This is a genomic window from Novosphingobium beihaiense, from assembly GCF_022832375.1.
Lineage (GTDB): Bacteria > Pseudomonadota > Alphaproteobacteria > Sphingomonadales > Sphingomonadaceae > Novosphingobium > Novosphingobium beihaiensis.
This window is the reverse complement of the sequence record NZ_JALHLG010000009.1, coordinates 13652-36889: the sequence shown is the minus strand read 5'-3', so window position 1 is coordinate 36889 and position 23238 is coordinate 13652. Positions and strand designations below refer to the sequence as shown.

General features: G+C 65.9%; 25 protein-coding genes. 2 read left to right on the top strand and 23 right to left on the bottom strand.

Annotated features, from left to right (window positions below; all coding sequences use genetic code 11):
- Positions 1 to 298: 298 nt before the first annotated feature.
- Positions 299 to 1363 carry an aldo/keto reductase gene (locus MTR66_RS08580; protein WP_243919790.1) on the bottom strand — a complete coding sequence of 355 codons (1065 nt, stop codon included), beginning with the start codon at positions 1361 to 1363 and terminating at the stop codon, positions 299 to 301.
- A gap of 151 nt (positions 1364 to 1514) precedes the next feature.
- Here MTR66_RS08580 and MTR66_RS08575 point away from each other — a divergent pair, with 151 nt between their 5' ends.
- Positions 1515 to 2666, top strand: a complete 1152-nt coding sequence (locus MTR66_RS08575) for a pyridoxal phosphate-dependent aminotransferase (protein WP_243919788.1) — start codon at positions 1515 to 1517, stop codon at positions 2664 to 2666.
- Positions 2667 to 3009: 343 nt separating this feature from the next.
- Here MTR66_RS08575 and MTR66_RS08570 read toward each other — a convergent pair whose 3' ends face one another.
- The 19 genes from MTR66_RS08570 to MTR66_RS08480 form a co-directional block, all read right to left on the bottom strand.
- Complete coding sequence (locus MTR66_RS08570) at positions 3010 to 3618, bottom strand: response regulator transcription factor (protein WP_243919785.1); 609 nt, start codon at positions 3616 to 3618, stop codon at positions 3010 to 3012.
- A gap of 169 nt (positions 3619 to 3787) precedes the next feature.
- On the bottom strand, positions 3788 to 4156 hold the full coding sequence (locus tag MTR66_RS08565) for a flagellar export chaperone FliS (protein ID WP_243919783.1): 369 nt from the start codon (positions 4154 to 4156) through the stop codon (positions 3788 to 3790).
- 1 nt (position 4157) lies between these two features.
- Positions 4158 to 5603, bottom strand: a complete 1446-nt coding sequence (gene fliD / locus MTR66_RS08560; RefSeq protein ID WP_243919781.1) for a flagellar filament capping protein FliD — start codon at positions 5601 to 5603, stop codon at positions 4158 to 4160.
- Between the two features lie 76 nt (positions 5604 to 5679).
- Positions 5680 to 6816, bottom strand: a complete 1137-nt coding sequence (locus MTR66_RS08555; RefSeq protein ID WP_243919771.1) for an EscU/YscU/HrcU family type III secretion system export apparatus switch protein — start codon at positions 6814 to 6816, stop codon at positions 5680 to 5682.
- Positions 6813 to 7595 (bottom strand): flagellar biosynthetic protein FliR, encoded by a 783-nt coding sequence (gene fliR / locus MTR66_RS08550; RefSeq protein WP_243919769.1) that lies wholly within the window; start codon positions 7593 to 7595, stop codon positions 6813 to 6815. The genes MTR66_RS08555 and fliR overlap by 4 nt, the downstream gene beginning before the upstream one ends.
- Positions 7592 to 7882 (bottom strand): flagellar biosynthetic protein FliQ, encoded by a 291-nt coding sequence (locus MTR66_RS08545; protein WP_243919767.1) that lies wholly within the window; start codon positions 7880 to 7882, stop codon positions 7592 to 7594. Before MTR66_RS08545 ends, fliR begins: the two co-directional genes overlap by 4 nt.
- A 6-nt stretch (positions 7883 to 7888) precedes the next feature.
- Positions 7889 to 8674: a flagellar type III secretion system pore protein FliP gene (fliP, locus tag MTR66_RS08540; protein WP_327194492.1), complete on the bottom strand. Its 786-nt coding sequence runs from the start codon at positions 8672 to 8674 to the stop codon at positions 7889 to 7891.
- Complete coding sequence (locus tag MTR66_RS08535) at positions 8671 to 8958, bottom strand: flagellar biosynthetic protein FliO (protein WP_243919765.1); 288 nt, start codon at positions 8956 to 8958, stop codon at positions 8671 to 8673. The genes fliP and MTR66_RS08535 overlap by 4 nt, the downstream gene beginning before the upstream one ends.
- 7 nt (positions 8959 to 8965) lie before the next feature.
- Positions 8966 to 9280 (bottom strand): flagellar motor switch protein FliN, encoded by a 315-nt coding sequence (gene fliN, locus MTR66_RS08530; RefSeq protein ID WP_243919763.1) that lies wholly within the window; start codon positions 9278 to 9280, stop codon positions 8966 to 8968.
- 20 nt (positions 9281 to 9300) lie between these two features.
- The gene (locus MTR66_RS08525; RefSeq protein ID WP_243919762.1) at positions 9301 to 10197 is read right to left on the bottom strand and encodes a FliM/FliN family flagellar motor switch protein; all 897 of its coding nucleotides are present in this window, start codon (positions 10195 to 10197) and stop codon (positions 9301 to 9303) included.
- 20 nt (positions 10198 to 10217) lie between these two features.
- Complete coding sequence (locus MTR66_RS08520) at positions 10218 to 10808, bottom strand: flagellar basal body-associated FliL family protein (protein WP_243919758.1); 591 nt, start codon at positions 10806 to 10808, stop codon at positions 10218 to 10220.
- Between the two features lie 30 nt (positions 10809 to 10838).
- Positions 10839 to 12503, bottom strand: a complete 1665-nt coding sequence (locus MTR66_RS08515; RefSeq protein WP_243919756.1) for a hypothetical protein — start codon at positions 12501 to 12503, stop codon at positions 10839 to 10841.
- 35 nt (positions 12504 to 12538) lie between these two features.
- A complete protein-coding gene (locus tag MTR66_RS08510) occupies positions 12539 to 12964 on the bottom strand; it encodes a hypothetical protein (protein ID WP_243919754.1) in 426 nt (141 codons plus the stop codon).
- Positions 12965 to 13004: 40 nt separating this feature from the next.
- Positions 13005 to 14327: a FliI/YscN family ATPase gene (locus tag MTR66_RS08505; protein WP_243919753.1), complete on the bottom strand. Its 1323-nt coding sequence runs from the start codon at positions 14325 to 14327 to the stop codon at positions 13005 to 13007.
- The gene (locus MTR66_RS08500) at positions 14321 to 14980 is read right to left on the bottom strand and encodes a FliH/SctL family protein (protein WP_243919752.1); all 660 of its coding nucleotides are present in this window, start codon (positions 14978 to 14980) and stop codon (positions 14321 to 14323) included. The genes MTR66_RS08505 and MTR66_RS08500 overlap by 7 nt, the downstream gene beginning before the upstream one ends.
- Entirely contained in the window at positions 14973 to 15980 is a 1008-nt protein-coding gene (fliG, locus tag MTR66_RS08495) for a flagellar motor switch protein FliG (protein ID WP_243919751.1), read from the bottom strand. The genes MTR66_RS08500 and fliG overlap by 8 nt, the downstream gene beginning before the upstream one ends.
- Positions 15980 to 17779, bottom strand: coding sequence for a flagellar basal-body MS-ring/collar protein FliF (fliF, locus tag MTR66_RS08490; protein ID WP_243919750.1), 1800 nt, complete (start codon positions 17777 to 17779; stop codon positions 15980 to 15982). Before fliF ends, fliG begins: the two co-directional genes overlap by 1 nt.
- A 6-nt stretch (positions 17780 to 17785) precedes the next feature.
- The gene (gene fliE, locus MTR66_RS08485) at positions 17786 to 18172 is read right to left on the bottom strand and encodes a flagellar hook-basal body complex protein FliE (protein WP_243919748.1); all 387 of its coding nucleotides are present in this window, start codon (positions 18170 to 18172) and stop codon (positions 17786 to 17788) included.
- Positions 18169 to 19458, bottom strand: coding sequence for a sigma-54 interaction domain-containing protein (locus tag MTR66_RS08480; protein WP_243919746.1), 1290 nt, complete (start codon positions 19456 to 19458; stop codon positions 18169 to 18171). Before MTR66_RS08480 ends, fliE begins: the two co-directional genes overlap by 4 nt.
- 269 nt (positions 19459 to 19727) lie before the next feature.
- On the opposite strand from MTR66_RS08480, the gene MTR66_RS08475 reads away from it, so the two are divergent.
- A complete protein-coding gene (locus MTR66_RS08475; protein WP_243919738.1) occupies positions 19728 to 20552 on the top strand; it encodes a flagellin N-terminal helical domain-containing protein in 825 nt (274 codons plus the stop codon).
- A 287-nt stretch (positions 20553 to 20839) separates the two neighbouring features.
- Here the strand turns inward: MTR66_RS08475 and MTR66_RS08470 are convergent, their stop codons facing one another.
- The 3 genes from MTR66_RS08470 to motA form a co-directional block, all read right to left on the bottom strand.
- On the bottom strand, positions 20840 to 21262 hold the full coding sequence (locus MTR66_RS08470) for a nuclear transport factor 2 family protein (RefSeq protein ID WP_243919736.1): 423 nt from the start codon (positions 21260 to 21262) through the stop codon (positions 20840 to 20842).
- Positions 21263 to 21517: 255 nt separating this feature from the next.
- Positions 21518 to 22357 (bottom strand): flagellar motor protein MotB, encoded by an 840-nt coding sequence (locus MTR66_RS08465; protein WP_243919734.1) that lies wholly within the window; start codon positions 22355 to 22357, stop codon positions 21518 to 21520.
- Between the two features lies 1 nt (position 22358).
- Complete coding sequence (motA, locus tag MTR66_RS08460) at positions 22359 to 23222, bottom strand: flagellar motor stator protein MotA (RefSeq protein ID WP_243919732.1); 864 nt, start codon at positions 23220 to 23222, stop codon at positions 22359 to 22361.
- Positions 23223 to 23238 lie beyond the last annotated feature (16 nt).

The window sequence follows — 23238 nt, the reverse complement described above, 5'->3', positions numbered from 1 at the left end:
AAGGAGCGGCCCGGAACCGCTCGGCCTCTGCAAATGCTGGATTCCGCGAAATCCACTGCCTTGAGCGCGGCGGCATAAAGCGGATGCCGGAGCGCGCAGGGGGATGTTTGCCGCCCGTTTGGCGATGGGCAAGTTAAGATTCTTGCTACATTGTGAAATATTGATGGGTGTTACTTTTATGTGTCAATCCGGATGAGGGTTAACAGTGTTTGTATATTAATACGCTTGGAGCTTGTGTGGCGCCTTCACTTGTTTGCGCCCATTTCCCGGGCGTTCTATGCTGTTCATTGGCCGGGTTTCAGCGGCGCCTGTCCACGGTCACGCCGCCCGACATCATGCTTTCGGCCGGGCCGGTCAGCACGTCCATAGGGAAGACCTTGGGCACTCTGCTCACAGCGTCCAGACGGGCGAGGTGCCCGGCATCGAGAGTTACGCCGAGCGCGCCGAGGTTGTCTTCGAGTTGCGCCGGGGTGCGGGCGCCGAGGACGGGTGAGGCCACCGCCGGGTTCGTCAGGGTCCAGGCCAGAGCGGCCTGTGCCGGGCTGCAGCCGATGTCCTGCGCAACTGCTGCCACTTCTTCGGCGATCGTCAGGTTGCGTTCGCTGAGGCGGCCGGTCGCGGCGTTCATCGCTTTGCGGCCGCTGGAGCCGCCCGGTTCCTGTGGGTCGAGATCGGCGCGGGTATACTTGCCGGTGAGCACGCCGCCGCCGAGCGGCGACCACGGGCACACGCCCATGCCCATTTCGGCCGCCATCGGGATCATCTCGCGCTCCACCGTGCGTTCGATCAGCGAATAGGAAATCTGCAGCGCGCAGAACTGGCTCCAGCCGCGCAGCTCGGCGATGGCCTGCATCCGGCTTGCTTGCCAGGCGGGTGTGTCGGACAGGCCGATGTAGAGCACTTTGCCGCTGCGCACGAGATCGTCGAAGGCGCGCAGGATCTCGTCCACCGGCGTGCGGAAATCCCACATGTGCAGATAGAGCACGTCGATCCAGTCCGTGCCCAGGCGGTGCAGCGAATCCTCGACCGAGCGGACCATGTTGCGGCGGCTGTTGCCCGCCGCGTTGGGATCGCCGGGGCGGGTGGTCAGCGAATACTTGGTGGAGATCACCACCCGCTCGCGCCGGTGGCCGAGCAGGCGGCCCAGCAGTTTTTCCGAACCGCCCATACCGCCGTAGAAATCGGCGGTGTCGAAGAAATTGCCGCCCCGGTCGAGGTAAGTGTCGACCATTGCCGCGGCTTCGGCATCGGCCGATCCCCAGCCGTCCGGCCCCGCGCCGAACGTCATCGTGCCCAGGCACAGCGGCGAGACGCGCAGGCCTGAGCGGCCAAGCAGGCGGTAGTGATCGAGTTGCATGGCCATTCCTTTGCCTCTCCCTGCGGTTCCGTGCTTCACGCGTCTTGTGGCGGCTCCGGTTCCCCGTTGCCATGCGGAGGATGGGCAAAGTGCCACTCCGGTCAATTCCCCGTTCCGTTCGCTTGCCCGGCGCCTCGCCAGCCCGTAGCAAGCGGTCATGAACACTGCCGCATCCATCGCCGAAGTCGAACTCTTTCATGCCATCTCGATCGGACGGCTCGCCTACGAGCTGGCAGAGCAGGGCCGCGATGTCATTCATATGGAGTACGGCCAGCCCTCCACCGGCGCTCCGGCCGAGGCGATCGCGGCGGCGCATAAAGTGCTGGACAGCGATCCCGGCGGCTACTGGGAAAGCACGGCGCTCAAGCAGCGCATCGCCCGGCACTATCAAGAGGCCTATGGCGTGGCGATGGGCGAGGAGCAGGTGATCCTGACCTGCGGTGCTTCGCCCGCTTTCGTGCTGGCGCTCTCGTGCCTGTTCGCGCCCGGCGCGCGGGTGGCGGTGGCCCGGCCGGGCTATGTGGCCTACCGCAATACATTGAAGGCCATGTATATGGAGCCGGTGGAGGTCGCCTGCGGCCCCGCCGAGCGCTATCAGATGACCGCCGCCGCGCTCGATGCGATCGATCCCGCGCCGGACGGGCTGATTCTGGCGAGCCCTGCCAATCCCACCGGCACCGTGATCGCGCCTGAGGAACTGGCCGCGATTGCCGAAGTGTGCCGCCGCAAGGGCATACGGGTCGTCTCCGACGAGATCTATCACGGCCTCACTTACGGCATGGCGGCGCAGTCCATGCTGCAGCACTTGCCCGAAGCGCTGGTGGTGAACAGCTTTTCCAAATACTATTCGATGACGGGCTGGCGGCTGGGCTGGCTGGCGGTTCCGCCAGAGCTGATCGGGGCGGCGCGGGCGCGGATGAGCAACCTGTTCCTGACGCCGCCGGTGCTGGCGCAGCATGCCGGGCTGATCACGTTCGACTGCCGCGAGGAACTGGAAGGCCATCTGGCCAACTATGCGCGCAACCGGGAGATGTTGCTGGCGGCCTTGCCGCGCCTTGGCCTCGAGCAGATCGCGCCGCCGGACGGTGCTTTCTACATCTGGGCAGAGATCGGCCACATGACCAGCGACAGCCTGTCTTTCTGCAGGCAGTTGCTGCAGGACACCGGCGTTGCCACGGCGCCCGGCGTTGATTTCGATCCGGTGGACGGCGGACGCTACATCCGGTTCAGCTTTGCCGTGTCCCCGGCGGAGATCGAAACCGCGATCGCGCGCATGGTCCCCTGGTTCGCCGCGCGGCGGGCGGGATAGCCGCGCTTCACGGCCAGCGCTTTGGCTTGAGTGCCTGCTGGGGTCGAGGCCGCATTCCGCCGGTTCCGGGAAAACGAAAGCGGCGTATCCGGTGGATGTACGGGCCGGATACGCCGCCAGTAGGGGTCATGAGCCCCGCGGCGGACCCGGCCGTAAGGGAGATCGGCCGGGCCCGTCTGGACGAACCTTGCGGGGCACTTGCCGGAAAGGTGCTCGGATGGCTCCCCGGCCATGTCCTGATAGCAGGGTGGCTGCTAAGCTTTCGTGCCATGCGGCATACGTTCATATGCGATCCGGAAAACACCGTTGCCAAAGCGGTCCGGAATAAAGGCAGACAGGGCGGCTACTGCACGAGCGCGGCCTCGATCGCGATCCGGATCGCATCGGAAGTATGGCTGGCTCCCAGCTTGTGCAGCATGTTGGCTCGGTGGATCTCGACGGTGCGGGGGCTGATTTCCAGTTTCTCGCCGATCCGGCGGTTGGACAGGCCGCTGGCAACGCCGCCCAGCACTTCGCGCTCGCGGCGGGTCAGCTTGCTGACGCGGGTCCGGGCCATCACCTCGCGCAATTTGGCGCTGCCCGTGCTGGCGGCGTGTTCGATCGCGGTGTTGACGGCAAGGGCAAGGTCTGCCGCAAGGGCGGGCCAGGCGAGATAGTCGATCGCGCCGTCGAGTATGGCCCGCACGATGCGCTGCACGCCCGGCTCCTCGCTGAAGGCGACGACGGGAAACCACTGGTTCTGGCAGGCCATGGCCTCGATCAGGGCGGGGACGGCCCCGGGCCTTTCATGAAGGAGCACGGCCCCGGCGCGCGGCCAGGTGGCGCCCAGTTCGAAGACGTTCTCGAACGGTTCGACGTGCAGTGCGTGCGAGGCCAGAGCATGACTGATCGTGGCCCGCCGCCGTGTGTCGTCGTCGATAAGGATAAGAGTCGCAATCCGCTCCACCGGCATTTCCCTCCTCGTGGCTTGTGCCTAGGGAAATACGCGCAGGGCGGGGCAACTGCCCGGCAGACCTGCTCCGGAATCGAACGGCTGGTGGCTGCTGGCCGCGAAATGCGGCGGCAACGCTGTCAAAGATCCTGCCGAAACGGGTTCACATCCGCTTTCGGCGGAGGATCTGTCAGGACTTCATGGCCTGGCTGATTTCGGTGAAGTCCGTGCGCATCGTGGCGAGCTGCTGGACATCGAACGCAACCGCGCAGTCCAGAATGGTGCGGCGTGCGGCGGCGTAGAACTGGTTGAGCGCATCGCCCATGCCGCCATCCTGCGAAACGCCCATCTGCAGCGCGGTGATCGCGGTCAGCGCGCGGGTCATAGACCGGCTCTTGAGGCCGTTATCGCCGTTCTGGTGCGCGTGGATCGCGGTTCCCAGCGCGCCGATGAGGTGCTCGTAGCACACATGGACGAGTTCGGCCGGGTTGGCGCCAGTGACACGGGCGTCGAAATCGACGCGGCGGTAGGCTTCGTGAGGGGATTGTTGCAGAAGCATCTTAGTTGCCCGATTTGTTCCAAGCGGCGATCTGGTTTTCGAGCATGGACTTCGTCGCGTTGAACCCGGAAATCCTTACTTCGGAAGCCGTGAACTGCGAGGCCAGGCGGGCCCGCAGGGTTTCCTGCTGGTCGGCGACCTTCGTGAGATCCTCGTCGATCTTGGCGGCCTTCTCGGTGTACTTGGTGATCGAGCCAGCGAGCGAGCCCGTGTTGGAACTGGACGTCGCGTTGCGGTAGATCTTGTCGATCGTCGCGTACACGCCATAGAGGCCGTTGGTGAACATCGCCGCCACGCCTTCCGGATCGGCTTCCAGCGTGGCTTTCAGGCGGTCGGTATCGAGATCGAAGGTGCCGTTGCGCTGAGTCGAAAGGCCAAGGTCGGCCAGAGTTCTTGCCGCGCCGGTGGCGTTGGGCATGATGACTTCGCCGGCCAGCTTCATCATCGACGTCTTGAGCGAGCGGGCACCGGGATCGGTGACGAGATCGCCGCCGCGCGCGGTGGCCTTGTTCAGCGACGACATCAGCTCGTTCAGCGCGTCCGTGAGATCGCGCATTGAGCTGGTGATGCTGTCCGACGGATCGCTGAAGCTGATCGTGGTCGGCGCGCCGGCATTGGTCTCGGTCAGCTTGAGCTTCAGGCCGGGAACCGGATCGGTGATCGTGTTCGAGGAGGAGGTATAGTTCAGCCCGTCGATGCTGTAGGCCGCATCCTGCGCCGAGGTGAGCAGCGTGCCCGTGCCGCCGCCGGGCGACCAGGCGAGTGCGGACAGGCCGGGATCGGCCGGATCTTCGGTCGTCTCGACAACGAAACCGCTCTGCGCGCCTTCCGGGCCTCTCATGACGAGTTGGGCGCCGCTCGCGGTATTGGCGATATAGGCAGTGACGCCGGAACCCGAGGCGTTGATGGCACTGGCGACATCGGCCAGCGTTGCGCCGGCATCGATCGTGACATCGACTGCGGCCTGAGTGCCGTCGGGAATGAATGTGCTGCCAGAGACCGTGCCGAAGCGCAGGGTCAGCGAACCGGAACCGACGAGGTCGGAGGAAGCGCTGTAGGCGGTGCTGGCGATCTGCTGGCCCTTGGCGAGGCTCGTCACTTCCAGCGAGAACGTGCCCTTGGGCTGGCTGGTGCCCGAGAGCGAGGCCTCCGCCACCGCGCTGTTGGCGATGCTGGGCGTGGGGGCAAGACTGCCCGAGCGGACCAGCGTGCCCAGCGACGTATCGAGGCCGAGCAGCATCGACTTGATGTCCGATGCCGTGGAAATCTTGGTGTTGAGCGTGTCCTGCCGGTCGTGGAGCACCTGGTTGCGGTACTCGAACTGGGCGGTCGCCAGGTTGTTGGCCAGCGCGGCCATGTCGATGCCGCTGCCCGCACCGAGCATCGTGGCGATGGACGTCGTCTTCAGCGAGGAAGAGGCGGAGGTGGAGGAAGTGGCATCAACCATGGCTTTTAGGACGGATTCTGGATGGAAACGTTAAGGGGGCCAGGGCGGGTTTGGCGATCTCTTCGCATGGTCATCCTCATACGCTGGCCGGGTCGAGCTTGCCGTTCGCGTCGAAACGCAGGGTGACCGGCACGGTGACTTGCGGCGCGGCCCGCTTCTCGCCGCGCTTGATAGCGAAGACGAAGGCCAGGATCGCGGCGACCGAAACGTAGTGCTCCTCGCGGATCGCCTCGCGTTCGCGGGTGGTGTAGAAGACCGAACGGGCCAGAGCCGGATATTCGAGCGTGGGCACGGCATATTCGGCGGCCAGTTCGCGCATCGCCAGCGCCTTGTCGCCGCGGCCCTTGGCAATGACGACCGGTGCGTGGTTCTTTTCCGGATCGTAGGCGAAGGCGACCGAGAAGTGCGTCGGGTTGGTGATGACGAACTGGGCGTCCTTCATCGCCGGGACCAGGCCGCCCATGGCGATCTGGCGCTGGCGCTCCTTGATCGCGGCCTTCTTTTCGGGGGCGCCTTCCTGCTCCTTATGCTCGTCGCGCATTTCCTGCATCGTCATCTTGAGGCGCGACATGCGGCGGAACAGCTGCACCGGCAGATCGATGACCGCGATCAGGAAAAGCCCGGCCGCCAGCCAGAACAGCAGAATGATGATTCCGTGCCAGGCCCACGAGAGCTGCTCGAACAGGTCGCCGCGGCCGAGCCGGGCGAATGTGGAAATGCGGCCGCTGGCCCAGACCCAGGCGATGGTGCCGAGCAAGCCGATCTTGAGCAGTCCCTTGCCGATTTCGATCAGGCCGGTCGGCCCGAACATACGCTTGAGGCCCGAGGCCGGGTTGATGCGGGATCCCTTGGGGGCAAGATTGCCCGCGTTCCAGCGCCCCTCGCCGAAGCCGAGCTGGGACAGGATCGAGACGCCGATGACGGAAAGGCCGAGAATGGCCACAGGCGGCAGAACCGCGAGCATGGCGGACATCAGCATCCGGCCGGGCGTGAAATCGACGATCGAGGCGCGGTCCCAGACGAAGGCGGCCCGAAGGTTGCCCAGCAGCAGATCGAGCAGCCAGGGACCGGCGATCAGCAGCCAGACCGCGCCGATACCGACAGCCGCCGCCGTGGCCAGCTCGCGTGACCGGATGACGTCGCCTTTTTTGGCGGCGTCGCGTTTGCGCTTTTCTGTTGGCGCAAAACTCTTTTCGCCACTCGACTCGCTCATTTCTTCATGACCTCTGCGGAAGCGGAAATGGCGTCAGCGGACAGGCGCATGACGAGATCGGTGAGGACCGGGGTGGACAGCATCAGCGCCGCGATCCCGGCAAGCAGGCCTGCGGGCAGGCCCAGCGAGAACAGGTTGAGCGAAGGCGCCGAGCGGCTGAGCACGCCGGTGATCATCTGGACGGTGAACAGGACCAGCGTGACCGGCAGCGCGATCGTGGCCGCGGTCACGAACATCTGCGATGCGAAGCTGGCGATCAACGCGAAGCGTTCGGGGCCGAGCCAGGTGTGGCCCGGCGGAAACACGCGGTAGCTTTCGATCAGCAGGGAAAACCACTGCAGGTGCGCGCCCAGCGCGAGAAAGATCAGCGTCAGCACCACCATGAAGTACTGGCCCAGCGCGGGTGATTGCGTGCCTGAACTGGGATCGACCGCCACGGCCATGTTCATGCCCATGCCGCCGCCGATGACTTCGGCGGCCATGACCGGGGCGGCGAAGGAAAGCTGCAGTACGAAGCCGAGCGAAAGGCCGACGAGCACTTCGCCCGCGACGCTGAGCAACCCGGCCAGCGAGAACAGGGCGGGCGGGGCCTGAACGCCGGTCCACGCGCAGACCATGACGGCGATGGCGCCCGCGCCGATTACCCGCACTTGTGCCGGAACCGAAGCGGCGCCGAACAGCGGGGCGGCGACAAGCGCAGCGCCGATCCGCGTCATGACGAACAGCAAGCGCCAGAACTCGGCCTCAAGCGAGCCGAAGCCGAAGTCCATATTGATCACGGCACCACCTGCTCGGCCTGGCCGATCATGGCGATCTGGGTGAAGACTTCCTGGGTGAAATCGCCGATCAGCGTCATCATCGAGCTGCCGAAAAGCACCAGGACCAGCGCGACGACCGCCAGCTTGGGCACGAATGTCAGCGTCTGTTCGTTCACCGACGTCGCGGCCTGGATAATGCCGACGACGAGGCCGATGGCCAGCGCGGCCAGCAGCACCGGGGCCGCGACCAGCGCGGCCACCCACAGCATCTTGTCCGCAAGGGCGAGAAGGCCGGAGATATCTTCCACGCGGGCTTACCCGAAGCTCGATGCGAGCGAGCCCATCAGCAGCGCCCAGCCATCGACCATGATGAACAGCAGCAGCTTGAAAGGCAGCGAGACGATCATCGGGCTCATCATCATCATGCCCAGCGACATGAGGACCGAGGAGACGACGATATCGATCACAAGGAAGGGCAGGAACAGCATGAAGCCGATCTGGAACGCGGTCTTCAGTTCGCTGGTGACGAATGCGGGCAGCAGGATCGAGAACGGCACATCGGCGCTGCTCTGGAACTTGGGCGCCTTGGCCATGTTGGCGAACATCATGAGGTCGCGTTCGCGGGTCTGACGGATCATGAAGGCGTGGAATTCGCCGCCCGCGTTCTTGATCGCCTGCTCGGCATTGATCTGGTCAGCGGCATAAGGCGCGATGGCGACTTCGTTCACCCGGTCGAGCGTGGGTGACATCACGAACAGCGAGAGGAACAGCGACAGGCCGATCAGCACCTGGTTGGGCGGCGATTGCTGCAGGCCGATGGCCTGGCGCAGGATCGACAGCACCACCAGGATGCGGGTGAAGCTGGTCATCATCAGGATCAGGCTGGGCAGGATCGTCAGCAGGCCCATGATGAGCAGGAGCTGCAGCGACAGGCCCATGCCCGGCCCTTCGGTGCCGCCGAGCGAACCGAAGGCGCGGTCGAGCGCGCCGGGGATCGCGGTGGCTTCGGACGCGGCGGCCGGGGCCTGAGCCTGCGCGAAGGCCACGGCCGGAAGCAGCAGCGCGGGAATGGCTGCGATCAGGGAAAGGATGCGCTTCACCGGGGCAGGCTTTCGGTGGTTTCGGAGCGCGCGCGCGCCGGAGCTTCGGCGAGGCGGCTGAGGCCCTGGCGCGAAACCGAAACGAGGATCTCGCGGCCGTGGAATTCGATTACCGCGAGCTTCTGGGTGGGCGAGAGCATGGTCGTCTCGATAATGCGGACCGACTTGGAGCCGGCCCCGATGCCCGCCTTGTCCTGCATCTTCTTCGCCAGCTTGAGCGCACCCCATGCCAGGAGCGCGATCATCGGCAGCATGATGACAAGCTTGAGGATGTACCAGAGCATGGAAGGATCAGGCCCCCGTGATACCGGCGTCGGAATCGGGCAGGGAGACCGAGGCGTCATCCGCCGCGTTTTCCTCGACGCCGACCATCTCGACGATGCGCAGGCCGAAACGGCCATTGTGGGAGACGACTTCGCCCTTGGCGATCGGCTTGCCGTTCACAAGCACGTCGAGCAGTTCGTCGGTCAGGCGGTCCAGCACGACAAGGCTTTCGGGGCCGAGCGCGAGGACTTCCTTGAGTTTCATCTGGGTGCGGCCGAGTTCGACCGAAAGGCGGACATCGACATCGCGAAGGAATTCAAGGCCGCGGGAATGCATGGTCATGGGATCGATCTTTCCGTGAATCAGAAGGCTTGCTGGATCTGGACCGCGACGCGGTCCTCGACTTCGCCGATCGTGCCGGTTGCGACGGTGCGCCCATCGATCTGCAAGGGGACCGAGCGGGCAATGGCCACCGGCAGCACATCGCCGGGCTTGAGGGACGAAAGGCGCGAGAAGGCGACCGTCATGTCGACCAGGACGGCCGTGACAGGAACCGGCATCGAGCCATAGGGTTCGGCCGCCGGGTCCGGCGTGCCCTGGCGGGCCTTGCGGCGGACCGGGTGGCGCGGCACGGCGGTGGCTGCGGCCAGCGTCGGTTGCGGGAAGGCGATGGAAAAGGACCAGGGCTCCACGCCCGGCTCTTCCACTTCCAGCGAGATCTGCAGCAGGTCCTCGCGCTTGTCGAAGGGGTCGAGGTAGCGCAGGCTGGTGTCGCGGCGCATGGCGCGGACCTTGTGCTCTTCCTTGCCGCCGAACGTCGTGGTGAGCGCTTCGGCCAGAGCCTGTTCCAGACGGCCCAGCAGCAGTTCGGCGGACAGGGGGAAGCTGTCCGGGATCTGCTCGGGCTCCACGCCGCGCCCGCCGAAAGCCCGGTCGATCAGCCGCAGGACCGAAGGGGCCTCGAAGATGGCCAGCATCGGCAGGCCCTTGGGCCCCACCGCCATCAGCGTGTGCGAGGCCAGCGTTTCGATATCCGCGTTGATCGAGGCGAGGTTGCAGTCCATCGGCATGCCGATCCGCACCAGCGGCGGCTCACCGCCTGCGAAGGGCGAGAGGTGAGCAGGCAGAATGCGGGCCAGCCGCTCGCCGAGCAGCGAGAGGGCCGGAACCAGCTCGTCGATCGACGGGCCGGTGCCCAGCAGCTCGGAGCAGTGCTTGGCCTTGCGGCTCTGGCTGGATGATGCGGTGGACATGGTCATGGCGGGTCAGGTTTGCCGGATCACTGGATGATGAACGTGCGGAAGTAGACGGCATCGACGCCGCCGAAGCCTTCCTTCTCGATGAGGACCTTGTTGATCGCGGCGGTCAGGCGCTTCTGGAGCTTTTCCTTGCCCGGGATCGTGTAGACGTCTTCTTCCGGCGTATCCGCCAGGATCTGAAGCAGCTTCGAACGGATGGCCAGTTCGTGCTTCTTGAGCCAGATCAGCACGCGGCCGTCGCGGCGGGTGGAGCAGGCCAGGCTGATCTGGATCAGCGCGTCGGAGTCCTTGAGGTTCGAGGTGAACTCGTCCGAGAACGTGTAGTAGGCGGTGCGGTATTCGTCGCCGCCTTCGCTTTCCACGTCCATGACGGCCCCTTCGCCTTCGCCTTCCTTGGTCTTGGGCATGTAGGGGTCTTCCTCGCCCTTGCGGACGAGCTGCGGGCCGCGCGGCTTGTGCTCTTCGGCATGGCCGCCGCCGATCACCCCGGTCGCGACGAGGGCGAACACGCCGCCGCCGCCGAGCACGAGCATGCCGGCCGCCACGAGGATCAGCATCAGCTTGCCCTTGCCGCCTTTGGCTTTGGCGTCCTTGTCCTTCTTGTCACTCATTCAAAAGTCCCCCTGGGTATTCGCAAAAGATCAGGCGTAAATGCCGCCAGCCTGCCGGGTGCCGTCCCGGGACTGGCGGGGCGTGGACGCCTCCTGATCGTGCGGAAGGGATGCCGTTCCCTGTCCGCGGTTCGTGTGCTGCCCGGCCTGATCGGCGCGGGCCTGTGAATTCTGGCCGGCGCCATTGCCCGTTCCCGCGCCGGCGCCGTTGGCGGCGGCCTGGTTCTGGGAGGACGCCGGGGCGTTCTGCTGCTGTTGCTGCGAAGAATCGCTGCTGTTGCCGTTCCCGTTCGATCCGCCTGCGAGCGAAGCGTTCGCGGCGGCGTGCACCGCGCTGGTGAAGCCCGGATCGGCATTCGCCATGGTGACGGACATGGCATTGTCCTCGTGGCGGAACTGCAGCGAGATCTGGCCGAATTCGGCGTGCCGGATCGCGGTCTTGACGAGGTGCGGGCTTGCGGCCTCGCGCGCCTCGGCCAGCCGCGAGACCAGCGTGGAGAAGTCCTGCGGCCCTTCTGCCGGTGCCGCCGGTGCCGGAGCGCTTGCGGAGGCAGGGGCAGGCGCGGCCGTCTGCGCGGCGGGAGCGGCTGCGGTGGCTTGTGCCGGATCGATCACGCGGGCCAGCGGCGCAGGGTCTGCCGAAGCGGCCAGGTTCTGCGGCTTGGCGGCGGTTTCGCCCCGGCCGGTCTCGATCCGGGCCTTTTCGGCACGCGCGGCGTGCGGCTTGAAGGTGTCGGCCTGAGGTGCGGTATCGCCGGACTGCGCCTGCGTGGCCTGAGCCACCTGTGCGGCTTGCACAGGCTGGGCCGCCTGTACCGGCTGCGCAGGCTGGGACTGAGCAGGCTGGGGCTGAGCGGCCTGGGACTGAGCAGATTGGGGCTGAGAGATCTGCGCAGACACACTGGCCTGGGCGGGCTGAGCGGCGGCGGCAGTCTGCGGGCGGGTTGCGAGCTGCGCGGCGGTAGCGGGCGCGGCATTGTCTGCCGCAGCGGCGGCAGGCTGCTCGGCAGTGATCGTGACCGGGCCCAGCGTGACATTGGCCACGGCGGGGCTGATGCCAGCGGGGGCAGCGGCGGTCTGTGCCTGAGGCAGCCCGCTGATTTTGATCTGGTTCTGGACTTGCCCCTGGGCCTGTCCTTGCGGCTTCACGGTCAGTGCGGCGGCGGCTTGTGCCGTTGCCTGCACTGCTGCCTTGGCCGTCGCTTGCGCAGCCGTCTGAATCGGAGCCTTGGCTGCAGTTCCCGTGCCCGTACCGTTGCCAGCGGGCGGAGCGGCAACGGTTGCCGTCTGCGGGACGAGGGACGCGGGCAGAATGCCTGCGAGGGTCAGAGGCGTGCCGTCCGTGACGGGCGCGCTATCCAGAGACAGCGTATCGGTGCCGGTCCCGGCTTCGCCGCCGCTCTCGCTCTTGCCCTCGCTTTCCGGCGAAAGGTCTTCGGCTGCATCCGGCAAAATCTTGCCGCTTGCCTTGCCGGTATTGCCGCCTGCAACCGGTCCAAGAAGCGCGACAAGGGCAGCGGCGGCATCGTCTCCGGCCGCAGGCGCGGTGCCGGGATCGGCCGCTTCAAGTGCACCGGAAAGGTCGAGAAGCGCAGAAAAGCTGCCGGTTCCTGCGGAGTTCGCAGGCGCGCCGTGCCCTTTGCCCGCGGCCTGAGAGTGGCCGGCGGAGAGTGCGGTGGCAGCGTTCTGGATCATGTGCAACGGGTCCTCTGTCCTGTCTTCGCAGAACATTAATCAAGATCCGTGCCAGATCCCTTTCTGCTAGTAAGAACAGGCTGTTCGGAAGCTTTCGCGATCAGGCGTGCCTGCAGCTCGGCGCGCTCTTCGATGGCGGCACGGCGGCGCTCGGCTTCGGCGAGCTCGCGCTGCTTGGCATCAGCGATCGATTGCGCGCGCAGGGCATCGCCATCGGTGGTGCGGCTGAGTGCCTGCAAGCCGGAGACGAAGCGCCCGAGCTGGTGCAGCGCGGCACCGTCGGCAGCCTCGCGGCGGCTGGCATAGTCGGAGGCCATGCGCCGCGTGCGTTCGGATAGCGTGCGCAGCTGGGTAAGGGTGCTTTCGGCCTGCGCCGCTTCCACGGCGGCCGTCTGCTTGGCGATGGCGCGGATCTTCTCAAGCCGCTTCAGCCGGGCGAGGCGCTGTTTTTCTTCCTTCACAGCATCGCCTCAGGGCTGGGCCGGACGGGCGGCACCGCGGTCATCCCAGCAGCGCCACCAGTTGCGCGGCGCTGTCTTCCAGATTGATCGTCTCGCGCGCGGACTGGCACAGGAAGGCGGTCAGCAGATCGTGCATGGCAATGGCGCGGTCCAGTTGATGATCGGCCCCGGCGCGATAGGCGCCCATCAGAACGAGATCGCGGTTGGCCTCGTAACTGGCTGTCAGCGCGCGGAATTCGCGGGCGAGATCCTGATGCTGCTGGGGCACGATATCGTTCATCACGCGGCTGAGCGAAGCGGCGATGTCCACTGCCGGATATTGCCCGCGCTGCGCAAGATCGCGCGAGAGCACGATATGGCCGTCGAGGATCGAACGCGCGGTATCGACCACCGGATCGTCCTGGTTGTCGCCATCGGCCAGCACGGTGTAGAGGCCCGTCACCGAGCCTCCGGTAGCGGCCGAATTGCCAGCACGCTCGACCAGTTTTGTTATCGTGGCGAGGGCGGAAGGCGGATAGCCGCGCGCCGCGCCGGGCTCGCCCAGCAGCAGGCCGATCTCGCGCGCGGCGTGGGCCACGCGGGTCAGGCTGTCCATGATCAGCAGGACTTTCTTGCCCTGCGCGCGGAAGTGCTCGGCCATCGAGGTGGCGAGCATCGCGCCGCGCAGGCGCAAGTTGGGCGCATGGTCGGCCGGAACCGCCACGACCACCGTCTTGTCCTTCTTGTCGGCGTTCATGTGCCGTTCGACGAAGTCGGAAACTTCGCGCGCGCGCTCGCCGATCAGGCCGACGATCACGACATCGGCGCTGGAGCCGCGCGCGATCATGTCGATCAGCACCGACTTGCCGACGCCGGACCCGGCCATCACGCCGATGCGCTGGCCAATGCCGAACGTAGTGAGGGCATTGAGCGCGCGCACGCCGGTATCGAACGTCTCGCGCACCGGGCTGCGGTCGAGCGCGGAGGTGCGCACGCCGCCCGCGGGCCATTCCATGCGCGAGTGGATGGCCGGGCCGCCGTCGATGGGCAGCCCTTCGCCATCGACCGCGCGGCCGAGGAAACCGTCGCCCACCGGCAGCATGCCGGGGCGCCCTTCCGGGCAGACGCGCGCGCCGGGGCGCAGCATGATCGTGTCGCCCAGCAGCATCATCATCGTGCGGCCGTTGCGAAAGCCGATGACTTCGGCGGAAATCGAAAGGTCGCCGCGATGGGCGATGCGGCACATCGCGCCCACCGGCACGGACAGGCCGCTCACTTCCAGCAGACCGCCATCGCAGGCGACGACGCGGCCAAAGCGGCGCGGGGCAAGATCGACCGCTTCGCCGCCAAGGTCCGTCAGTACCGAATCCCAGAGCTTCAGCACTGGTGCATGGCCTCGGCAATGGCGAGGCGCCAGGTGGCCGGGCCGTCCTCCACGCCGCCATTCTGGCTTTCGATGCGCACGGTGCCGCGTTCGAGCTTGGGATCGGGCTGCACTTGCCAGTCTTCGGCGAGGCGCGGTTCGATCAGTTTGATATCGTCCGGGTGAAGGCGGATCACGCGTTCGTCGTCGGCGCGGGCCAGCATCGAGGCGGCGCGGGTGATGCGGCGCATCAGCGCGTCCTCGTCGATGGCCAGCGGCGCCAGCGCGGCTTCGCACAGCGCGGTGACAGTGTCCCGCAGGCGCAGACGCAGTTCTTCTTCCAGCGCGGCATCGAGCCGGGCGAAGGAAAGTTTGAGCCCTTCGAACGCGGCAGCGTCTTCGGCGGCGCGGGCCTGGGCTTCGGTCTGGGCCTGCTCGTGCCCGGCGGCAAAGCCCTGGGCAAAGGCTTCCGCGACCGGGTCGGGCGCTTCGTCCTCGGCGGGCGGCGGGGTTTCGGGCTCAGGCTCGGGTTCGGGGGCAGGCGCCGGTTCCGGCTCGGGCCCGGCACCGGCCAGCGCGCCGAAGCGCTTGTCCGGTGTGAACCCGCGCGGCTTCGCGAAGGCTTCGAGCAGGCTGAATTCCGCCTTCGGCAAAGGAAAGCCGAGGTCAGACATAGTCGTCGTCGCTCGAACCGAACACGATGGTGCCGTCGGCCGCCAGCTTGCGGGCGATCGTCACGATCTCCTTCTGCGCGGCGACCACGTCGGCCAGCTTGGTCCGGCCGCGGGCGGCGATTTCGTCCTTCACGCCATCGGCCGCACGGCTCGACATCGCGCGGAAGAAGAAGTCGCGTTCTTCCTCGCCAATGCCCTTCAGGGCGTCGATCAGGGTGTCGCTGGGGACATCGCGCAGCAGCGCGCCCATGGCCATGGGTTCGAGCACGAAGAGGTGCTCGAACTTGAACATCTCTTCCTCGATCTTCTTGGCCATCGGCTTGTCGAGCTTGTTGAGCTCGCTCATGATCCGCTTTTCGGTGACCTTGCCGGTGCCGTTGATGATCTCCGCCGCCTCGCGCGCACCGCCCATCTGCAGCGGGCGCTGGCCGTGGCATTCGGTGATGCGCTGGTTCAGCAGTTCTTCCAGCATTTCCAGCGCGGGCGGGGCGACCGGACCCAGCGTGGCGATGCGGTGGATGATCTGCGGCTGAATTTCGCCCGGAAGCGAATGCAGCACTTCGGCCGCCACTTCGGGATCGAGCTGGATCAGCAGCACCGCGATCGTCTGCGGGTGTTCGTCCTTGACCAGCGGCACCAGCGCTTCTGGATTGAGCCAGCGCGCCAGTTCCAGCGTCGAGGTCTGCGGAGCCTCGGGAACGATGCGGCGCATCAGGTTTTCGGTCTTCACATCGCCCAGGGCGTTGTTCATCATCGAGCGGACCTGGTTCACGCGGTTATGCGCGACAAGGCCGAGCGTCTCGGTCTTGTCGACGAAGCCGGTGATGGCCTGAGCGATGATTTCCGGGCTGATTTCGCCCAGCGCGCACATTTTCTCGCCGAGCATGCGCAGCTCTTCGGGTTCCAGTTCGGACAGGATGCGCGCGGTCTGGTCTTCGGCCAGAAGCATCATCATGACCGCGGCGCTGTCGGACGCGCGCAGGGGAACGACTTCACTCATCACGCGGCTTCCTGCTTGGCCTCGTCCTCATCGGCGGGCGGTTCATGGAGCATCTGGCGCAGCGCGGCGACCGCGCTGGCGGGCTGTTCGGAAACGAGGCGCTGGGCGAGATCGAGCTGGCGGGTCAGCAGGTCCGACCGGTGCATCTCGATTTCCACGCCTTCCGCGCCCAGCAGGCTGTTCGGGTGAATCAGCGATGCCGTTGCAGGCTGGCCGTCCGGGCCGAGGCCTTCGGCGCCGCCGGGCTGCTGGCCTTCGGACTCCGCGTTTTCCCCGTCTTCGTCATCGTCCTCGTCCGAGGCGCCCTTCTTGCTTTTCTTCGCCTTCTTGTCCTTCGCGGGCTTGTCGCCGCGAAGCGCCTTGATGACGGGGCGCACGCCCAGCAGCAGGACCAGCAGAACCGCCAGAACCGCCGCGCCGTTGCGCACGAGCATCGCGAACCAGCTGGTCTCGTAAAAGGGCAGGGTTTCTTCAGACACCGGCTCGAAGCTGCGGGTCATGATCTTGACCTGATCGCCGCGGCGGGGATCGGCACCGACGGCGGCGCTGACCAGCGCTTCCAGGTCCTTGATATCCTGGGGCTTGGAGCCCTTCATGGCATCGGCACTGATGGCCACTGCGACCGAGAGGCGCTTGATCGAACCCGGGCCGTTGCTGGACACCGAAACTTCGCGGCCCAGTTCATACGTGCGGGTGGAGGAGGATTCGCCGCTGGTTGGCGGCGTGGCTGCGGGCTGCGGCTGCGTGCCCTGCGGGGCCGCAGGCGCGGCCTGCGTGGCGGCGGGCGGCGTGTTGGAGAGCACGCCGGGCACACCGACAGGCGCCTGGGACGCGCCGGTGGTTTTGGACTGCTGTTCGGATTCGCTGCGAACCACGCCATCCTTGTCGTAGCTTTCGCGCGCGGCGGTGACTTCGCTCATGTCGAGATCGACCTGAATCTCGGAAGTGAAGTTGCCTTCGCCGAGCACCGGGCGCAGGAGCTGCGAGACCTGTTCGCGCAGCTTGCTTTCCATGCGGGCCTGCAGGTCGAGCCGGTCGGAATCGACCCCGCTGCTGCTGTCGGACAGCAGACGGCCGTGCTGATCCACCACGCGGACCGCGTCCGGCGAGAGGCCGGGCACCGATCCGGCGACCAGATTGACGATCGCGGAAACCTGGCTGGAACTGAGCTGGCGGCCGGACTTCATGCGCACCATGACCGATGCCGTAGGCGCCACGTTGTCGCGCACGAAGACGGACTTTTCGCCCTCCGCCAGGTGAACGCGGACCGATCCGACGCCGTCGATCTCACCGATCGTCAGCTGCAGGTCGTGCTCGCGGGCAGAACGCATGCGCTCGCCTTCCAGCGTGCGGCTGGCGCCCATCGGCATCTTGTCGAGCATTTCGTCGCCGCTTGCGGGCGTGGCCAGGGCGCCGTTGGAGGCCACCAGCATTCGCGCCTTGTAATAGTCGCTGTCCGCGACGGTGATGGCGCCGGTGGAATTGTCGATGTGGTAATTGATCGAGGCCTGATCCAGCGCGGCGGCAACGCCCGCGCGGTCGCTGTCATCAAGCTGCGAATAGAGCGTGCGCTGCGGATCGGGCGACAGCGCGCTCCATGCCAGCAGAGCGCCGCCAATGGCCGAAAGGCCCACGAACGCGGGCAGAATCTTCTTGATGGACGGTTGCGCGGTGAACGCGGACAGGCGCGTCAGAACGCTGCCGCCCGCCGGGTCCATGAGCGGTGCGAACATGGAGGCAGGCGCCGGAATACCGGCGCCTGACGCACCATCGGGAGTTGCGGGAACGAGATCGGACATGTCTTATCAGACCCCCATGCGCATGATGTCCTGATAGGCGGACAGCAGTTTGTTACGAACCTGCAGGGTTGCTTCGAAAGCAACGCCGGCTTCCTGGCGGGCAAGCATGACCTTGGCGACGTCGGTCACTTCGCCCTTCTGATAGGCTTCGGTCAGCCCTTCGGCTTTCGACTGCACGGCACTCACCCCGTCGAGCGCGTTCTTCAGCGTATCGGCAAAGCCGCCATTGGCGGGCTCCTGCGGCTGGGCCGGAGCCGCAGCCGTGCTGGCGTCGGTGCCCTGCGTGGAATGCAGCTGCTGGAGCAGATCATTACGCTGAATGATCTGCTGGCGCATCTGCATGATCTGATGGACACCGCCGGCGCCACCGCCGATGCCCGAGACCCCGCTCATCGCCGGCCGCCGGCCGCAGTGCGGCCGATCTCAATGCCGGCCTCGCGCAGCGAGGCGAGGCGGTAGCGAAGGGTGCGTTCCGAAATGCCCAGCTCGCGGGCCGCCCGGCCGCGGTTGCCGCCGCAGGCTTCGAGCGTTTCCATGATTGCACGGGCTTCGGAAATCTGGACGACGCTCGACAGGCGGCGCGGCGCTTCGGCGGCCGAGGCGGCGGCGAGCGCTTCCATCGAGGCGGGGGCCGGAGCAGCAACGAGACGGGCCGGGCTGTCGAACACGATTTCCTCGGGCGAGATCATGTCCTTGCCGTGGGCCAGCAGCAGCGCGCGGCGCATGACGTTTTCCAGCTCGCGGACATTGCCCGGCCACTGGTGCAGCTTGAGCATGGCCAGCGCACCTTCGGAGAGCACCGGAACGCGGGCCGGATCGGGCGCGTGGCGAAGCGCCATGGCGAAGGCGAGCGGGGCGATGTCGTCCGGGCGCTCGCGCAGCGGGCGCAGCGTCAGCGGGAAGACATTGAGGCGATAGTAAAGGTCGGCGCGGAAACGGCCTTCGGCCACTTCGGCCGGAAGGTCACGGTTAGCGCATGCGATTACCCGGATGTTAACCTTAATCGCCTGAGTCGCACCGATCGGAACCACTTCCTGTTCCTGCAGCGCGCGCAGCAGCTTGGCCTGAAGCTGGAGCGGCATTTCGGCGATTTCGTCGAGCAGCAGGGTGCCGCCGTCGGCCGCGCGTATGAAACCTTCGCTCGCCTGAGTCGCGCCGGTGAAGGCGCCCTTCTGGTGACCGAACAGCATGGCTTCGAGCATGGTTTCCGGCATGGCCGCGCAGTTGACGGCGATGAACGGGCCATCGCGGCGGTCGCTGCGGGCATGGATGAAGCGGCTGAGCACTTCCTTGCCGGTGCCGGTCGGGCCATTGATAAGAACGGGAATATCGCTGGTGGCGAGGCGGTCCGCGAGCGCGAAAATCGAGAGACTTTCGGGGTCTGCGGCGATCGGCTCGGACGGTGCAGCCATGGCGGCCAGCAGCATGGCGAGCGAGGCTTCGCTGGCGCCGTCGTGATAGGCCAGGCTGATTTCGCCGGACTCGCTGCGGCCCATCGTGGGTATGGCGGACTTCGCCAGGCGGATGGTGCGCGCGCCCCGAGGCAGCGGCGAAGTGTCGTTCACATCACGCAGATCGATGGCCGCGCAGTCGAGCAGCGACGTCGCGATTGCGGCTGCGCGGTTGGCCAGCGGACCATGCCGGCGCGCAAAATCATCGTTAAGAGCCAGAGCGGCCATGTCTCGATTTCCCCCGTGGAATTAACCAGTTCCGAGGGTGCTTATGCGCGCCTAACGTCCAAGAGATCGGAAATTTAAGGCCTCGTATTAATCCCTAATTTTGCCGTTACGCGGCAAGCCTCTGCAGGCCATCCGGCAAGCCTCCGGCAAGAAACCGGCAACGAAGCGGCTTAATTTTGCCGGTCCGTTGCCGGTCTTAGCTCTGGCAGCCGTGCCGGATGGGCCGGTCGGGTTGCCCGGACTTCGGGACACCTAACGGGAGCTTTGAAATGTCAGTTATCAATACCAATATCTCCGCCATTAAGGCGATGAACGCCTCGAACTCTGCCAGCAAGATGCAGAGCACGGTCATGGAACGCCTGTCGACCGGCAAGCGCATCAACGGTTCGAAGGACGACGCCGCAGGCCTCGCCATTGCAACCTCGATGACTTCGTCGATCAAGGGCATGAGCCAGGGCATCCGTAACGCCAACGACGGTATCTCGCTGGCTCAGACCGCCGATGGCGCTCTGTCGGAAGTTACCAACATGATGCAGCGCGTGCGCGAACTGGCCGTCCAGTCGTCCTCGGGCACGTATCAGAACACCGACCGTGACGCGATGCAGTCGGAAGTCTCGGCGCTTACCAGCCAGATCAGCGACGTGCTGTCGCAGACCAAGTTCAACGGCAACGCGCTGTTCTCGACCACGTCGGGCACGGACGTCACCTTCAACATCCAGACCGGTGCGAACTCGGGTGAGCAGATCACGCTGACCTCGACCGCGATCAACGGAGCCAACATCACCACCACGGCTCTGGACGTTTCGACGAACACCGCCGCGGCGACCACGATCGACAACGTCGACCTTGCTCTGGCGGACGTTAACTCCACCCGCGCTTCGCTGGGTGCCGGCCAGAACCGTCTCGAATCGGCGATCAACACGCTGACCAACAACGTGACGAACCTCTCGGACGCACGTTCGCGGATCGAGGACGCCGACTATTCTTCGGAAACGACGGCCATGGCGAAGGCGCAGATTCTCTCGCAGGCTTCGACGGCGATGCTCTCGCAGGCCAACCAGAGCCAGCAGAACGTGCTGAGCCTGCTGCGTTAATCTGAAGACGCGTTAACCAGCCTGCCTTAACCAAGCAGGTTTTCGGGCCCGGCGGGTTTCCCCAGACCGCCGGGCCCTTTTGGCTGTCCGCAATCCGCACACCTGTGCGCAGCGGCGATACCCCAAGCGCCGCCGCAGATTACCTGTTCCGGCTTCGCCCGGCACGAATGGGGACGACTCTGGCCTGCGAGTTTCGCCCCGGTTCTAGGATTCACTGCTTGTCTGTGGCCGCGAAGCGGCCTTCGCCGCCGTCTCCGGGATGCGGGATTGCGCGCGCGAGGCCGGGGTCAGTCCATGATCAGCTGATCGAATTCGCCGATGGTCTGGGTGTAGTCGCGCCGCGCGAATTTCCATTCGCCGTCAACCTTGCGAAGGGTGTCGGCATAGTGGCCGCACAGCTTGAAGTGCCCGCCGTTCTTCATCAGCACGACTTCGCGGGCATAGGCGCGCACGCGGGCGCTCTCGCCCTCGATCTCCATCGCCCCGATCTCGCCGAGGAAGGCGACGGTTTCCCAGTCCTTCCACAGATTGTCCCAGGTCTCGCGCAAGGCCTCGTGCCCGGCGGCGTCGAACAAGTGACTGGTCCAGCGCCCGTCCGGGGTGAAGCAGGAAAGCCATTGCGCCTGGTCGCCGCGCCAGCTCGAATCGGCATAGGTGCCGTAAAGCTCGCGGATGGCGAGGCGATCCTCGGCCGGTCCGGTAAATGCCATGTGTGTCCTCCCGTGGGTAATGCCCGCGCGTCCGGCCATTTGTTTGCAAGCGATGGTGCGATGGTGCGGAGCCGCAGGCAAGCGCGCTGCGGATCGTGGCCGCGATGGCAGGAGAAGGATGGCGGCCAGCCGCCATTCGTTTCAGGACGGGGAGGACGGAATAGCCAAGGTTAACGTCCGGAAGCTCCCGACAACAGCAAAACAGCCGCCCGAATCACTTCGGGCGGCTGTTTGTGTGCTGAACAGGTGCGGACGTTAGTCGAGCAGCGTGATCGAAATGCGGCGGTTGCGCGGATCCTGCGGGTTGCTGGGGATCAGCAGTTCCCGGTCCGCCACGCCTTCGATCCGGTTGAACCGGTCCTCGGGAATGCCGTCGCGCATCAGGGCCTGGCGCGTGGCTTCGGCACGGCCGGCCGAAAGCGACCAGTTGTTGCCGCGGGCATCGGCCTTGTAAGGCAGGGCATCGGTGTGGCCACGGATAGTAAGCTGTCCTGCGTCGGGACCAACGGCTTCGGCAATCACCGCGATCAGTTCGGACGCCTCGGGGGTGAGGACCGTGGTGCTCATGCGGAACATGGAGAAGTCGGCATCGTCCACCAGATCGATTCGCACGCCCTGCCGGGTGTCGACGAGCCGGACCTGCTTGGCCAGCATGCGAAGCCGTGCTGTCGACTGGAGCTTGCGCATGACGGCCTGTTTGGCGCGCATCGTGCGCTTGACCTTGGTGCCGCCTTCCTTCGGGCCGCCCGTGGCATCGCGCGGGATGGTGAGTGTCTTGGTGCCCGTCTGCCCGGCGCGGTGCGGATAATCGTCGACGTCGGTCAGCGAGGAGCCGCCGAGCAGGCCCGCTGCGGACCCGGCTGAAGCCTCCTTGTTCTTCACCAGCGTCGGTGTGAAGTAGTCGGCAATGCCCTTGCGCTGCTTTTCGGTGGTCGCACCGAGAATCCACAACAGGAGGAAGAACGCCATCATGGCGGTCACGAAGTCGGCATAGGCGACTTTCCATGCGCCGCCGTGATGGCCGGCCGCGACAACCGTGATCTTCTTGACGATGATCGGTTTGGGCGGTTCGTTCTTGCCCCGCTTGGCGGCCATGTCAGCGGCCCCTCATCGCATCGAGCAGTTCGGACAGGCCGGGGCGGAAGGCATGGCCCAGGCCCGAGCGTGCCGATTCGACGACCAGCGGCTGCGGCCAGCCGTGCAGCGAGGCGATGATCACCTGCTTGACGGCATGGAAGATCTGTTCGTCCTGCTCGTTTACCTGCTTGAGGCGCCCGGCCATCGGCGCAACGATGCCGTAAGCGAGCAATACGCCCATGAACGTGCCGACCAGCGCCGAACCGATCATGCCGCCCAGCACCGAAGGCGGCTCGTCGATCGAGCCCATGGTCTTCACCACGCCCAGAACGGCGGCGACGATGCCCAGCGCGGGCAGCGAGTCGGCCAGGTTCTGCAAGGCGTGCTGGGGTTCGTGCAGTTCGTGGAAATGCGTCTTCATCGCATTGTCCATGACATCCTCAACGGCGTGGACTTCCAGCGTGCCGGAGGAGACGACGATCAGCGTGAGCGTGTCGCAGATCAGATGGACAAGCGCCTCGTTGCCCAGAACGCGGGGGAATTCTGCGAAGAGCGACGAGGTCTTGGGATCGTTGACGTGGCTTTCCAGCGCGACCGGGCCTTCCGAGCGCAGGATGCGCATCAGGCGGGTGGTCAGGATGATCGCGTCGATGTGATCCTGCTTGTTGTGCTTGGGCCCCTTGAACACGCGGGACACCCCGCTGCCCAGCGCCTTGAGCTCGTGCATCGAGTTGCCGGTGACGATCGCCCCGACCGCGGCGCCGCCGATGATCAGCATTTCGTGCGGAATCGCGTGCATGACGGGGCCTAGGGCGCCGCCGGTAAGTGCGAAGCCGCCGAACACCATCACCAGCAGGATAATGACGCCGACAATTGCAAACATGGTTAACTTCCCCCGT

What these genes read in the sequence shown, in the direction of transcription:
- MTR66_RS08580 (WP_243919790.1), bottom strand. Translation starts at nt 1,363, where the DNA reads ATGGCCATGCAACTCGATCACTACCGCCTGCTTGGCCGCTCAGGCCTG.
- MTR66_RS08575 (WP_243919788.1), top strand. Translation starts at nt 1,515, where the DNA reads ATGAACACTGCCGCATCCATCGCCGAAGTCGAACTCTTTCATGCCATC.
- MTR66_RS08570 (WP_243919785.1), bottom strand. Translation starts at nt 3,618, where the DNA reads ATGCCGGTGGAGCGGATTGCGACTCTTATCCTTATCGACGACGACACA.
- MTR66_RS08565 (WP_243919783.1), bottom strand. Translation starts at nt 4,156, where the DNA reads ATGCTTCTGCAACAATCCCCTCACGAAGCCTACCGCCGCGTCGATTTC.
- fliD (WP_243919781.1), bottom strand. Translation starts at nt 5,603, where the DNA reads ATGGTTGATGCCACTTCCTCCACCTCCGCCTCTTCCTCGCTGAAGACG.
- MTR66_RS08555 (WP_243919771.1), bottom strand. Translation starts at nt 6,816, where the DNA reads ATGAGCGAGTCGAGTGGCGAAAAGAGTTTTGCGCCAACAGAAAAGCGC.
- MTR66_RS08535 (WP_243919765.1), bottom strand. Translation starts at nt 8,958, where the DNA reads ATGCTCTGGTACATCCTCAAGCTTGTCATCATGCTGCCGATGATCGCG.
- fliN (WP_243919763.1), bottom strand. Translation starts at nt 9,280, where the DNA reads ATGACCATGCATTCCCGCGGCCTTGAATTCCTTCGCGATGTCGATGTC.
- MTR66_RS08525 (WP_243919762.1), bottom strand. Translation starts at nt 10,197, where the DNA reads ATGACCATGTCCACCGCATCATCCAGCCAGAGCCGCAAGGCCAAGCAC.
- MTR66_RS08520 (WP_243919758.1), bottom strand. Translation starts at nt 10,808, where the DNA reads ATGAGTGACAAGAAGGACAAGGACGCCAAAGCCAAAGGCGGCAAGGGC.
- MTR66_RS08515 (WP_243919756.1), bottom strand. Translation starts at nt 12,503, where the DNA reads ATGATCCAGAACGCTGCCACCGCACTCTCCGCCGGCCACTCTCAGGCC.
- MTR66_RS08500 (WP_243919752.1), bottom strand. Translation starts at nt 14,980, where the DNA reads ATGTCTGACCTCGGCTTTCCTTTGCCGAAGGCGGAATTCAGCCTGCTC.
- fliG (WP_243919751.1), bottom strand. Translation starts at nt 15,980, where the DNA reads ATGAGTGAAGTCGTTCCCCTGCGCGCGTCCGACAGCGCCGCGGTCATG.
- fliF (WP_243919750.1), bottom strand. Translation starts at nt 17,779, where the DNA reads ATGTCCGATCTCGTTCCCGCAACTCCCGATGGTGCGTCAGGCGCCGGT.
- fliE (WP_243919748.1), bottom strand. Translation starts at nt 18,172, where the DNA reads ATGAGCGGGGTCTCGGGCATCGGCGGTGGCGCCGGCGGTGTCCATCAG.
- MTR66_RS08480 (WP_243919746.1), bottom strand. Translation starts at nt 19,458, where the DNA reads ATGGCCGCTCTGGCTCTTAACGATGATTTTGCGCGCCGGCATGGTCCG.
- MTR66_RS08475 (WP_243919738.1), top strand. Translation starts at nt 19,728, where the DNA reads ATGTCAGTTATCAATACCAATATCTCCGCCATTAAGGCGATGAACGCC.
- MTR66_RS08470 (WP_243919736.1), bottom strand. Translation starts at nt 21,262, where the DNA reads ATGGCATTTACCGGACCGGCCGAGGATCGCCTCGCCATCCGCGAGCTT.
- MTR66_RS08465 (WP_243919734.1), bottom strand. Translation starts at nt 22,357, where the DNA reads ATGGCCGCCAAGCGGGGCAAGAACGAACCGCCCAAACCGATCATCGTC.
- motA (WP_243919732.1), bottom strand. Translation starts at nt 23,222, where the DNA reads ATGTTTGCAATTGTCGGCGTCATTATCCTGCTGGTGATGGTGTTCGGC.